Source organism: Anabaena sp. 90 (assembly GCF_000312705.1).
GTDB classification, from domain to species: domain Bacteria; phylum Cyanobacteriota; class Cyanobacteriia; order Cyanobacteriales; family Nostocaceae; genus Dolichospermum; species Dolichospermum lemmermannii.
The window spans coordinates 545,879-559,574 of record NC_019427.1 but is presented as its reverse complement, the minus strand read 5'-3'; the positions used below and the strand labels follow the sequence as shown (position 1 = coordinate 559,574).

General features: G+C 37.6%; 10 protein-coding genes. 5 read left to right on the top strand and 5 right to left on the bottom strand.

What is annotated here, in order from left to right:
- Window positions 1-360 precede the first annotated feature (360 nt).
- Window positions 361-888 (top strand): single-stranded DNA-binding protein, encoded by a 528-nt coding sequence (locus ANA_RS02555; protein WP_015078485.1) that lies wholly within the window; start codon window positions 361-363, stop codon window positions 886-888.
- A 47-nt stretch (window positions 889-935) separates the two neighbouring features.
- Here ANA_RS02555 and ANA_RS02550 read toward each other — a convergent pair whose 3' ends face one another.
- The 3 genes from ANA_RS02550 to ANA_RS02540 form a co-directional block, all read right to left on the bottom strand.
- Complete coding sequence (locus ANA_RS02550) at window positions 936-1,814, bottom strand: NAD(P)-dependent oxidoreductase (RefSeq protein WP_015078484.1); 879 nt, start codon at window positions 1,812-1,814, stop codon at window positions 936-938.
- A 399-nt stretch (window positions 1,815-2,213) separates the two neighbouring features.
- Window positions 2,214-3,449 carry a class I SAM-dependent methyltransferase gene (locus ANA_RS02545; RefSeq protein ID WP_015078483.1) on the bottom strand — a complete coding sequence of 412 codons (1,236 nt, stop codon included), beginning with the start codon at window positions 3,447-3,449 and terminating at the stop codon, window positions 2,214-2,216.
- Between the two features lie 61 nt (window positions 3,450-3,510).
- Window positions 3,511-4,074, bottom strand: coding sequence for a Uma2 family endonuclease (locus tag ANA_RS02540; RefSeq protein WP_041457588.1), 564 nt, complete (start codon window positions 4,072-4,074; stop codon window positions 3,511-3,513).
- Window positions 4,075-4,351: 277 nt separating this feature from the next.
- Here ANA_RS02540 and ANA_RS02535 point away from each other — a divergent pair, with 277 nt between their 5' ends.
- The 3 genes from ANA_RS02535 (at window position 4,352) to topA (ending at window position 10,595) form a co-directional block, all read left to right on the top strand.
- Window positions 4,352-7,648: an Eco57I restriction-modification methylase domain-containing protein gene (locus tag ANA_RS02535; RefSeq protein WP_015078481.1), complete on the top strand. Its 3,297-nt coding sequence runs from the start codon at window positions 4,352-4,354 to the stop codon at window positions 7,646-7,648.
- 181 nt (window positions 7,649-7,829) lie between these two features.
- A complete protein-coding gene (locus tag ANA_RS02530; protein ID WP_041457586.1) occupies window positions 7,830-8,321 on the top strand; it encodes a DUF29 family protein in 492 nt (163 codons plus the stop codon).
- Between the two features lie 87 nt (window positions 8,322-8,408).
- Complete coding sequence (topA, locus tag ANA_RS02525) at window positions 8,409-10,595, top strand: type I DNA topoisomerase (RefSeq protein ID WP_015078479.1); 2,187 nt, start codon at window positions 8,409-8,411, stop codon at window positions 10,593-10,595.
- Window positions 10,596-10,622: 27 nt separating this feature from the next.
- Here the strand turns inward: topA and ANA_RS02520 are convergent, their stop codons facing one another.
- Window positions 10,623-11,186 carry a GAF domain-containing protein gene (locus ANA_RS02520; RefSeq protein ID WP_015078478.1) on the bottom strand — a complete coding sequence of 188 codons (564 nt, stop codon included), beginning with the start codon at window positions 11,184-11,186 and terminating at the stop codon, window positions 10,623-10,625.
- Between the two features lie 163 nt (window positions 11,187-11,349).
- Window positions 11,350-12,165 carry a type 1 glutamine amidotransferase gene (locus ANA_RS02515; RefSeq protein WP_015078477.1) on the bottom strand — a complete coding sequence of 272 codons (816 nt, stop codon included), beginning with the start codon at window positions 12,163-12,165 and terminating at the stop codon, window positions 11,350-11,352.
- Between the two features lie 746 nt (window positions 12,166-12,911).
- Here ANA_RS02515 and ANA_RS02510 point away from each other — a divergent pair.
- Entirely contained in the window at window positions 12,912-13,679 is a 768-nt protein-coding gene (locus ANA_RS02510; RefSeq protein ID WP_015078476.1) for a COP23 domain-containing protein, read from the top strand.
- Window positions 13,680-13,696: the final 17 nt, after the last annotated feature.

The following is a 13,696-nucleotide window of genomic DNA, read 5'->3' as shown; positions in this document are numbered from 1 at the left end:
GCCTGTAATTTTGTAGTTGATTCTTCTATCACTAATCATAGCACAACAATTTTGTTGTGTCTATATCTCATCATCAAAAGAGCAGGCTTAATCGAATGAGATATTTCAATCAAAGCCAATTGCGATACCTGTAACAAACAGAACTATCAATCACATAAATCCAATTAATTATATAAATCACAGTCCAGACCGTAATATAGTACAATTGTTCTATACAGACAAAACATAATGCTCGTTCTAGTCAGGTGTAATATAGAAAAACAATGATCCGTGTGATGATTGCCCTAACTAATTATGCTTGACTTTTCTCGTGAGGTGAAATTCACCGTGAGAAAAAGTATTAAAAATCAGGAGAAGACAATGAACAGTTGTATTTTGATGGCAGAAATTTACGATAATCCCCAACTGCGTCACACACCAGATGGGTTAGAAGTTACAGAAATGATCGTTCATGTCGCGGGAGCAAAACCAGAAGATCCAACGCATCCTTTAAAAGTCGTAGGTTGGGGAAATTTAGCCAAAGAGATTCACCAAAGTTATCATCAGGGCGATCGCGTTATTATTGAAGGGCGCTTAGGCATGAATACAATTGATCGCCCCGAAGGATTTAAGGAAAAACGCGCAGAATTAACAGTCCAAAGGATTCACGCCATCGGACAAGGTACTTATACCAATTCACCACCAGCAGCCACGAGAACCACACCAGTCAATGAAACCCCTGTAGCGCCACCAACCTACAGCCAGACTAATTATGAATCAAACTATCCGACATCAGCCCCAATGCCCCAGGTAGCGCCCTCTCAACCGACATACCAACCCGCCCCTGTGCAGTCTCCATCCCCTGTAGGAGTTACGCCAGAACCCGATCCAGATGACATCCCGTTTTAGTCATAATCCTTGTAGAGACGTTCCATGGAATGTCTCTACATTCTTTTTCAACCTCCACTGACTTCACCCCATTCCCGAATTGCTGGAAATACGGATGAATAATCATCTTCTGGATAGGACATTTTCATAGTTGCGTGTAAGATTTGCCTTACACCTTCAATGCTGTTGAGATTCAAACCCAAAGATTTCGCTTCCGAGATAAATAAATCTATTTCTTTGATCAGTTGTTTTGTCGGCAAGTTAGCGTTATTGTAATTGCCATCTAACATCCGCCGCAAATTTTGATCAAAAGTAGGCGCATAAAGTTTACTTTCGCGCAGAACCTGCATAAACAAATCAACATCAATGCCTTGCAACTGGATATATGCCAAACTCAGAGCAAAGCTAGTTGTGAGAGAAGCAATCAGTTGATTGAGCGCCAGGGTGAGGTTTGATGCCGAACCCACAGCGCCTATATATACAGGATTTTCGCCAAAATGTTGGAGTAACTTTAAATGACGCTGATATTGTTCCTCTTCTCCACCTACCATGACAATTAATTTGCCAGTTTGAGCTTCGGGAATACTACCGAGGACAGGTGCTTCTATATATTCACCACCAGCCGCAACTACTGTATCTCTGATTTCTTGGCTTTCTAAGGGATTAATTGTCCCCATTTGAATGATGCTGCGTCCTGATAAAGTATGCCAAGAAGTATCGGTCAGAAGTACATGATAAATAGCTGCGGCGTTAGAAAGCATTAGCACGATACAGTCAGCAGCACGGATGGCTTCGCGGGGTTTTGTCACAATTTGCGCCCCTGCTTTCCGTAACGGTTCTAATTTTTCTGGGGTGCGATTATAGGCAATTAGTTCTATATCGGTAGCTAATAACCTTTGAGCCATCGGTAGTCCCATCAATCCAGTTCCCAGAAATGCCACCTTCATGTTTTACGTTCCTTTGTCAGTGGTCAGTTGTTAGTAGAAGAAGTCACCGAGTCAGGAGTCAGGAGTCAGGAGTCAGGAGAAAGAAAAGTGAAAGAATAAATAAAAAAAGTTCTTTCCGTTTCCTCTTCCTTTTTCTTTCTCTTTCCTCTTATGACTTTTATGACTTTTAACTTTTGACTTCCGCGAAGCGGTACTAGCCTCCAGCGGCAAAAGTCACCATAATGATGACGGAAAGTAAGAGTCCGGGGGAAAGTAGAGTTACTAGCACTAACAGATCATGAGCATTCATAATTATTTCTCTTGGGTAGATTTTTGACTTAAATGTCATCTCTGTTATGCTAGTGCAATCAGGACTAATACAGGATTGTTAAAGAGATTTTTAACCTTTCTCTTTGATCTCTACTCTGGTACGACTAATCCCTGGAGTGGTTGTGATGCTTCTTGTTCAGTTAGTCCCTGGCTTTGGACTAAAACGCCAAAGTTGCCTAATCCCCCCGGGTTAATTAGTTGGTGTAATCCTTCTCGGTGTTGTAGCAACTGTGATATTGGTTGCTGTTGAGAGGAGAGTGCAGCTAACCTTTCGACTTCGCTCAAGCTAAACCTTTCACCTATTCCCAATGCCATCAAAAATAGCCCTTGCTGAGTCCAACCCATGTTTTTGAGTCCGCACCGTTCACCCCAAGATGATAAGGCTGTAAAGTCAACATGGGCAGTGATATCTTGTTGCCCAATATTGATATAAGGATTATCATGATGACGATGCTGGTAGTAGCACTGGAGAGTTCCCTGCGATCGCCTGGGGTTATAATAACGATGAGCGGGGTAGCCATAATCAATTGTTAGCACATACCCGCGTTCCAAGCAGTCTGCCACTATACCCAACCAGTTCAAAGCTGCTAAATTAATTTCACTACGATAGCCATTTTCATAAGTATTTTGGCTTAAATCAATTTCCACTAACTTAAAATATTCTCCTAATTGTGGTGTTGATGGTTCTCCTATTATTTCCATAAATAGAGGTTTACCTTGAGCGGAGTCGAAAGGTAAAGCAGAATTTTCTTCCTCCGATTGTTGCCCAATCGTGACATAAATTTCCCGCAATTCTCCTGCTGCTAAAGTAAATTGGTGGACTGGAAAAGCATCTACTAATTCATTGGAAAAGAAGCAGCCGTTAATAGATTTGGAGGGAATTTCTTCTAAGTTACACCAATCTACAGAAAAATCTTGTAACCGTTGTTGTTGTTCTTGTTTTAAACTTTGTGATTTTTCAACAATAATATATTTGACTGCTGCCAAAAAATCTGGGTATTGTTGCTGTATATAATTGAGAATATGGGATGCTAAGATACCTTGTCCTGCTCCCATTTCTACTAAATCAAAATGGATAGGTTGATCTAGAATCTCCCACATTTGGTAAAATTGCTTTGCTAGTAATTCCCCAAAATCAGCGCCTAAACTGGCAGATGTGAAAAAATCACTGCCCCGAAATCCGATTTTGATAGCATCACTGGAATAATAACCATATTCTGGATGATATAACACCATATCCATGTATTCCGCAAAGGTAATTCTTTTTTGAGGACTGGTGATAATCCGATGGGCTATTATTTGACATAACGGGGAATGAGAATCCATAAAATTTGTAGTTGATTGTTAACTAATACTTCTAACTCAAATAAAAGAATATGTCGAATATTTATTCATTTAGCCAACCGAAAAGTTGACCTACTGTAAGATTAAATGATTCTGCAAAAGATGGAACAGGTAAGCTATCTGTTTCTAATTCAAATAATAGAATCCGTTGATCATTAAAATAGACAAAAACTAATTTTTCTGCGGGGTCAATTAACCAACCCATTTGAGTACCATGACTAAGACAATGGAGGATATTCCGCACAACTTTAGTTTGACTTTGTTCAGGAGAAAGTATTTCAATTGTCCAGTCAGGAGGGATAGCAAAGGTGTTAGCAACTTCACCATTTTCATCACGGGGAATGCGTTTCCAAGTGAAGACGGCAATATCAGGTACAATGGATCTACCGCCAAAGGTACAGCGTAATTCAGAGTATGCACGGGCTATACGCTGGGGTTTGAGAACCGTATTAGCCGCAGAAACAAAATCGCTTTGAACTGTGCTATGTTTTCCTTGAGGCTTATGTTTTTGAATGATTTCACCGTTAATAAATTCCCTTGCTGGTTTGGTTTCTGGCAATTTGAGAAATTCATCAAGGGTTAAGGTTTTGATAGGAGTTTGAAGCATTACCATTTCGGGTTTGTGGATTATTAATATTGTACCATTTTTTAATTATTGTCAGAATCAGGATATCCGGTTACTGAGCGAAGTCGAAGTACAGGATTTAAGGATGTATAGGATGTTGGTTTGGGTTAAGGTTTTTTAGATGTAAAGATTTTTGTGATGTACTAGAAACTTTTTTACTCTTGTATGATATCATTAAATTGATATGTTACCCAGATTCCCGACTTATTTGAGAGGTCGGGGAGCTAAATGAAATGATCTACATTTATAAATTATAGTTATGAATCAACAATTTTCTAAAACTTTATTTCAGAAAAAGACGTTAAAAAATGCCTTGGTTAATTTTAAATTTCCGTCAGATTTGGAAGAACGGCACAAAATTATTAAAAAATGGATTGAAGCTTTAAATTCAGGGACTCTTAATCAAGTAAAAGAAGTTTCTTTGCATGGTGATTTTCTCAAAGATATCTTTCAAGATGTTTTAGGTTATTCTTCCATTATTGCAGGTGGTGGCAAACTTTGGGAAATTCACGCAGAACAAACTATTGCTGACGGTGGGGGTTCTGCTGATGCTGCTGTGGGCTTTTTTACCGCTACAGAAAATAACAAAGGAAAGGTAAAATTACAGGGTAAAGTTGTTGCACCAATTGAGTTAAAAGGGACAAAAGATGATTTAGATAGACCCGCACCAGGAAGAAAAGAATCCGCCGTTGATCAGGGTTGGCGCTATGCTAATTATACACCTGATTGTCATTGGATTATTATTTCTAATTATCGAGAATTACGATTATATCATACCAATAAAACTCCGGCTTATTATGAAAAGTTTTTATTAGTTGATTTGGCAAATTTAGAGGAATTTAAAAGATTTTATTTTTTGCTTTGTCGGGAAAACTTTTTACCAATTAAAGATGTATCTAAAATTGATACTTTGTTAGTAACTTCTGAGGAAGCACAAGAGGACATTACTAAAAAACTTTATGAAGAATATAAACAAGTTAGATTAAATATAGTTAAAGATTTCCGGTTTCGTTTTGGTAGTAAGTTGAATATTCCTAACCGTGATCAAGTATTAATTGAGAAAGCACAAAAAACATTAGACAGAATTTTATTTATTGCTTTTTGTGAAGATAGAGGATTATTGCCAGAAAAGACAATTGCTAAAGCTCATGATAGCAAAGATGCTTATAATCCGCGACGAATTTGGGAAAATTATAAAGCCGTTTTTCGTTGGGTTGACCAAGGTAATGAAGATCCACCAATACCCGGTTATAATGGTGGTTTATTTCAATATGATCCAATTTTAGATGCACAATTAGATATTCCCGATCCTTTATGTACTAAACTTAAAAAACTAACACGCTTTGATTTTGATTCAGAAGTTTCTGTAGATATTTTAGGACGAATTTTTGAGCAGTCAATTACAGATTTAGAAGAATTAAAAGCTGATGTTGCTAAACAGGAATTTGATAGAAAACAAGGTAAACGGAAAAAGTTAGGCGTATTTTACACTCCTGCTTATATTACTCAATATATTGTCGAAGTTGCAATTGGTGGATATTTACAAAACCGTGAAGATGAATTAAGAGAAAAGTTTAAATTAGGGGAATTTACAGATACAGCAGAAAATCAAAAACGGGAAATTGAATTTTGGCAAAGTTACAGAGACGAAGTATTAGTAAAAACGCGAGTTATTGATCCTGCTTGTGGTTCTGGTGCGTTTCTAATTGCAGCTTTTGATTATTTTGCAAGTCAGTATCAACGAGTTAATGATAATTTGCAATTTCTGAAACATCAAACTACAGAAAATATGGAATTAGATAAAACTATTCTCAGTAATAATTTATTTGGGGTTGATTTATCTCCAGAGTCGGTAGAAATTACTAAGTTATCTTTGTGGTTAAAAACTGCAACTCAGGGAAAAACTTTAACTTATTTGGACGATAATATTAAAATCGGTAATTCCATCATTAATGATGCAAAAATCACAGATTTACCTTTTATTTGGGAAAGTGAATTTCCCCAGATATTTGCTGAAGGTGGTTTTGATGTGGTTATTGGAAATCCTCCTTATATTCGTCAGGAGTTATTATCACCATTTAAACCTTATTTACAGGAAAATTATCAAACTTATGACGGAGTTGCAGATATTTATATTTATTTCTATGAAAAGGGTTTAAATCTGCTCAAACCAGCAGGAATTATTTCTTATATTGTCACTAATAAATGGTTACGTTCTGGTTATGGTGAACCTTTGCGACGGTTCTTTTCTCAAGAAAGTGTCTTTGAACAAATTATTGATTTTGGACACGCACCAATTTTTGAAGACGCTGATACTTTTCCTTGTATTATCGCTGCGAGGAAATCTGAAGTTTCAAATACAGAGAATGAGGAAAAATCGGTTTTAATTTGTGCTGTTCCCCGTGGGGAGTTGAAAAATATTAACCTCATTCAATATGTGCAGAATCCAGAAAACAGTTTTACTATTCCTTGGTCGCGGTTTACTGCTAATGCTTGGAGTTTAGAACCTCCTGCGGTTGATGATTTAATGCGGAAAATTCAACGGGTAGGAGTTCCGTTAAAGGAGTTTGCTGGGGTTAAACCGATATGTGGAATAAAAACAGGTTTTAATGAGGCTTTTTTCATAGATGATGCTACTAAGAATAAATTAGTTCAAGCTGACCCAAAATGTGCAGAAATCATCAAGCCATTATTGAGAGGTCAAGATATTAAAAGATGGATTCCTGAATGGGATAAAGTTTGGATAATTTTTGCTCATAAAGATATAGATATAGAACAATATCCTGTGATTAAAGAACATTTAGAAATTTATAGAAATAAGTTAGAGGCTAGAGCAGGTAAACAGTTATGGTGGCAATTACAAGCATCACCATCATCTTATCATCTTTTTGAAGAACCTAAAATTATTTGGCAGGATTTAGCTTTTCATTCACGATTTTGTTTAGATAAACAAAATGTATTCATAGACATGACTTGTTTTGCTTTACCTTGTTCTGATTTATGGTTGCTTGCTGTTCTCAATTCACCTCTTATGTGGTCATGGTTGTGGAGAAATACAATTCATGGTAAAGATGAAGTATTACGTCTGAAAAACATTTATACAGAAAATATTCCGATTGCACAACCCACAGAAAAAATCCGCGCAGAAGTAGAAGCAATTGTCACCCGGTTAATTGAAATTACCAAACTCAACGGACAAGTTTATAAAGATGTTCTTGACTGGTTGCAAATAGAATACAAAATTGAGAAACTGGGCAATAAATTAGAAGATTTTGCTACTTTGGAATTTCCAGACTTTGTAGAAGAAGTGAGAAAAAGAATGGTAAGGAAAACAACTGCAAAAAAAATTATACCTCCTCTAGATATATCTGCTTTTACAGCTTTGCGTAAAGCACATAATGATTATGTTCCCGAAATTAACAGCCGGAAAAACGAAGCTTTAAAATTAGAACAGCGTCTTTCTGATTTAATTAATCAAGCGTATCAACTCACACCGGAAGAAATTGATTTAATGTGGAAAACAGCACCACCAAGAATGCCGCAATTGTTAGAATAAAGATATCCTGATTTTGACAATTATAAAAATACAGGAATCCCATTTGATTTCTGAACGAGTTTTATCTTAAAACTCTTATTGCATAGATATTTAAGCATTAAATTTAAAGTTACCTGAATGTGCTTTTTCAGAAAAATATGTGTTATTATCAATATGTAAATTATACTGGAGGTTAATGAAAATGACTCAAGAATTAATAGACCTCAGAAACAGCATTTTACAAGGAAATTACACAGATGCTTTAGCAATTGTAGATGAATTAGAAGGAATGAGTAAACAAGCAATATTGCGAAATATAGAATCGTATTTAAAGATTTTACTGATTCACTTGATTAAAAATAAAATAGAACAGCGATTAACAAATTCTTGGATGGCTTCTATTCGTAATTCAATTAGGGAAATTCAAAAAATTAATCTTAAAGAAAATAAAAGATCCTATTATGTGAATGAAGATGAATGGGAAAATTTAATTGAGGAAGAAGTAATTGAAGATGCGATCGCTGATGCTAGTCTAGAAACAATGAATGGTAAATACACTCGTTCTCAATTATCAGAAATTCTAGATAGAAAAGAAATAATTACGAAAGCTATTACATTTTTATCCCTAACTTATACTTGTTCAGCAAAGGAGTTACCAGCTATTATGGATGATTATCTGAATGATTGTAAGTAGGTGCGAAGAATAAGATATTAAGAATAATTGAGCGCAGATAAACGCAGATGAACGCGGATGAATTAACGGATATAAAAAATAAATGCTATGCCCAAACGTCTCCTAGTGGTTGAATCTCCCGGAAAAGTTAAAAAACTGAGTCAAATTCTCGGTGCAGATTGGATTGTCCGCGCTAGTTGTGGACATATCCGCGAACTCAGTAATGAGGGTGATGATTCACTAGGATTTACAATGGATGGTAATACTGTTCGCTGCAATTATATCCCCCGTGACCAACGTGCAAAGGAAACAATTCAACAATTAAAAGCGGCTGTTAGACAGGTTGATGAAGTTGTTTTAGCTACAGACCCAGACAGAGAAGGAGAAACCATTGCTTGGCATCTTAAAGAAACGTTAGGATTAAAAGACCCCAAACGAGTAGTTTATACTGAGATTACACCATCAGCAGTGCGGAATGCGATCGCACACCCCCGAAAACTTGACACTAATTTAATCGGTGCCGGATTATGTCGAGATTGTCTTGATAAACTGGTAGGTTACAAAGGTAGTCCCCTGGTTTGGGCATTAAATAACGGAGCAAAAAGCGTAGGTAGAGTTCAAAGCGCCACATTACACCTCATTTGTCAGCGCGAAAGAGAAATTCTGGCTTTTGTCCCCCAAGATTATTGGAGTGTGTGGGTAGATTATCAAGAAGGATTTCGGGCTTTTTACAAAGGTACGGACAATACTGAGAAAGAAACATCAGAACCAGAAACAGAAACTCATGATGATGCAGCTAGTAACAACCCAGAAAAACCCGAATCTCAGCGCGTTCTTTCGGAAGCAGAAGCAAACAGATTAGTTGAGGAAGCAAAACGTCATCTTCATCAAATTATTCACTTAGAAGGGAAACTGGTTTATCGTCAACCCCCTCCACCATTTACCACCTCTACCCTCCAACAAGCTGCCGGTTCAAAGTTGAAATTTTCCCCTGACAAAACCATGCAGGTGGCACAAAAGCTATATGAGGCAGGATTAATTACATATATGCGAACCGATTCAGTGATGTTGAGTCCTGAATTTTGTGCGAGCGCTCGTCAATGGTTGGAACAAAATGACCCTGAGAATGTCCCCCAACAAGTAGCCAAGCAGCGTAGTAGTAAAACGGCTCAGGAAGCACATGAAGCCATTCGTCCCACAGATGTTTTTCGTCCTTCGGTGCAATTACGGGCAGAATTACCTGAAGATGAGTTTAACCTATATGTGATGATTTGGAAAAGAGCGATCGCTTCCCAATGTCGTCCAGCACAACTTCGTAAAACGTTGGTAATTACGAAATCAGGTAATATCTTATGGCAAGCTAGAGGGCAGGTAATTGAATTTTACGGTTATGCAAAATATTGGCTGAATCTTAGCAAAGATGCCGTTTTACCCTTATTGCAACAGGGACAAATCCTAACTTTAGCCAAAGCTGGACATGACCAAAAACAAACCCAACCACCACCCAGATATAGCGAACCCAAACTTGTCCAATTAATGGAACGTAAAGGCATTGGTCGTCCTAGCACTTATGCTCCGACAATTGCTACTTTAAAGAAACGCAATTATGTGGAGTTGAAAAAAGATAATCTTCAACCCACAGCCTTGGGTTTAGAAGTTGATGAATTTTTACAAAAGGCTTTACCAGATTTATTAGAAGCAGAATTTACTGCTAAAATGGAAGATGCCTTAGATGCAATTTCTGAAGGAAAAAACTCTTGGCAACATTACCTAACTACTTGGAATCAAAGTTATTTTATTCCTGCACTTTCCAAAGCTAAAACTGTGGTTGTTAATTCATCAACTACAGCTAAAAGTAATAATTTTCTTGAGCGTAAATATGAAACTTCTAAAACTCGTTGTCCTGATTGTAAGAACTGTTTAGCCAAAATTCCCAGCAGTAAAGTTAAAAAGAAATACTTTCTTAAATGTGTGAGTGGTTGCGAAAACATTGTGCTATTTTGGAGTGATTTTCACAAAAAGTGGGAAGCACCGAAAACTAAAACATCTGCAGATGAAAATGCTCCCAAACCTTCAGCAAAAATCACTGCATATCCCTGTCCTGTATGCAAGAAACCTTTGGAGGAATACAGTTACCTCAAAGATGGGCAAAATAAAACTATGCTGCGGTGTTCTGGTCAGGATTCATGGAAGGATACCAAACATAAGGATGTGGCTTATTTTCATACTGCTAAAGGATGGTGGAGTCCTAAATTTGGGAATTTAAATGATTTAAACGCAGATGAACGCAGATAAACGCGGATGAATTAATGGATTTGATTTTTAACTCTTTAAAATGTTAGAGTCTGTGGCTAAAGTTCGCGCTGCTGTTTGCATTAGTTCAATATCTGTTAATGTCCAATCACGGGAACTTTGACAATGATGTGCTACTAATAGTCCCCATAATCCTCTTGGTATCAAAATTGGTACTACCAAATTAGCGCGAACTTGCATACTGCGAAGGAAATCACGGTGACAATCCTGAATTGCTTCTAATTCTATATCAGCGATCGCTCTAACCCGTCCTTCTAAGTACAAAGCAGCATACTCATGGTTAAAACAATCGCTTGGTCCGGTAAAACCAAGAATCGAATATTCATCAGCACTCAATGATTCAAATGTTACCTGCCCTTGCCATTGTTCATAGAAATAATACAATACTACACGATTAGCCTGAAGTGATTCTCTCAGGTGATTTGTCGTTTGTCTGATCAGTTCATCCCGTTGCATTTTGATGACAAGACGATTAAGTAATTTTCGCAAACCCTGATTGGGGTGGTAACTTGAGCGATTTTCAAATTCTGGGAAAGAAGGTTTACCTTGAGCGGAGTCGAAAGGAAGTTGCACAGATTTAAAATAATGACTAACTAAACAATTTCGGATTTCTATAGTAACTTATCAGACATTGTACAGGAAATTATTCTTATTTAATAAAGAAATAATGTAGTTTATTAGGCTGGTAATTGGTAATTGGTAATCGGTGATTGGTAATTACCCATTACCTATTTTTCTAACTAACTCCAGCTACACTGGGTGAATTCACTTTTAAGCGTTTAAACATTGCTTCCCGTCCCTGTATTGCCAAGGTATCATCTAACGGGGAAAGTTTGATTTCCTGTTGATATTTCAGCCTTAACGCCGTTTGAATTAACCAATCAGCAACGAAAGGATTTTTGGGTAATAATGGCCCGTGGGAATAGGTAGCGATCGCATTTTGATAAAACGCTCCTTCTGTGCCATCTTCTCCATTATTCCCCAAACCATACACCACACGCCCCAAAGCTTCCACCTGCCCTAATGTCGTCCGGCCACCGTGATTTTCAAACCCGACTAAATAAGGTTTTGTCCCTGTCATTGCTTCTATTTCCTGTGCCAATCGTGAAGCTGTAACTTCTATCACTAAGTTACCAATACATCTTTTCGTATTTTCACCAGGATGAATAGAAACTAAATCTAAAATTCCCAAACCTTCAATTCTTTGTCCAAAGGCTGGTTCATAATAATTTCCTAGCAATTGGGGAGAACCACAGGTAAAAACTCCCGGCGTTCCATGTTCGATTTTATCACGCATTGCCTCCGCTTTTGCCCCTTGTAGATCCCGCATGACAATTTCTTGCTGACGATCCTGTGCGCCCCCACCAACAATCACATCTACTGATTTTATATCCTCAGCGGTAGAGTCTTGATCCAAGGGTAATACGATCACATTATACCCCCGCCATTGAGCGCGGCGTTGAATAGTGATCACATTTCCGCGATCGCCGTAGGTACTCATCAACTTAGGATATAGCCAACCAATAATAATTTCCATCGGTGCAGAACTCATAAAACCTCTAATATAGCAGGAGTCACCAAAGTAGGAGCGCAGGGCGTGCGCCCAGTCAGAATTGTTGCAATATGTTAATGAATTTCAAGTTTAGTAAACAGATAACATAAATCAAAAAACTCGTGCTAGATTAAGGGCATGGTACAAAAAGGTTAAAAGTCAAACCTTAAATCCAAACTTTTTCATTAGAGTTTGTGCCTCCTGCTCTAGTGTCCCGGCAATCAATTTTTTCTTGTAGCTTCCTATCAAAGTTTTTTCGCCTAAATCTCACCAAATTGTTATTGGAGGTGTGGAACTCACAGCCAAAATTGCCTAACCATTGAAAATAAGGATTCCTTTTAGGAATTACGGTCAGAAACGGTAAGTTCTACCGAGATTGTCTGTGGAGCGGGCAAACCTCTTAGAAGTCATTCTAAGACCGCGATGAAGCAGAAAATAAACACTAAGATTATCGCTGTCCAGATGTGTCTAGACTTTGGTAATTTTGGGTAAGTTTTATAGAACGGAAGCGTGATTTAAATCGAATTTAATTGATTGCTTGTCAAGTCCACTTCTATTATTTTTGTATTGAACTACAACCTAATCAAGAAACCGCTGTAAGCTGCTGATAATCCTTCGTAGCTTGTAGCGGTTTCTGCTATGTATATTAAAAATAAAAAAACAGGTATTGTTAATGAATCAAAAAAATATATTCTCCGTCAATAGAGATATCAACTATTTACCCGTTTCTAACAGAGGTTATATTTATGTCATTACAATCACTTCGGTTTTTATTGTTGAGTAGTCTTGGTTGTTCTGTCTTTTTTGGTAATACTGTAGCTTTTGCTCAAGTTGTTGTGCCTACAGTTCCATCAGGTTCATCTACTACAGTTCCATCAGGCTCATCAACCACCATACCAACTTCCACCACAGTTGACAGTAGTAAAAGGTTTAGTTGTCAATATAAGAATGGACAACCTACGGTCATGTATCAGCCCCAAAGTCAACCTGGACAATATTTTGCTTGGGCTGCACCTCAAACTTTAGGCGGGAATTGGGATGCTCAAAGACGTTGTGAAACGATCGCCAGCCGTTTAGAATTATATCGCCCCGATGGATTACAAGAATTACAAATAGCTGTAGAAAATAACGAAAATATTATCTGTGTCACCACTGAATCTCAGCCCAATTGTCGAATTGTCTTGACAGTACCCCGTGGTAAAGATCCCTATACTATTCGCAATAGTGTATTCCAAAACCTAACTACCGCTGATAGTGGACAACAGACTAATGCCGTTAATACCTACACCAATCGTAACAGAGGTAATGGAGATAGCTTATATAGCCTGGGACAAACGCTTTTAGGTGGTAAAAATCAGGTGAGTTCTGCTAAACAGGGCATTAATTTGAAACCTTATCTTGATCCTAAAGACGGTGGTACAGGCGGAAAACTGAGAAATGGAGTAGAAATTAGACGTAATACCAATACCACACGCCAAGCTCCCAGCCGTCTAAATCCTAGCAAATTTCGTTAACTAAGTTTGTCTCCGAT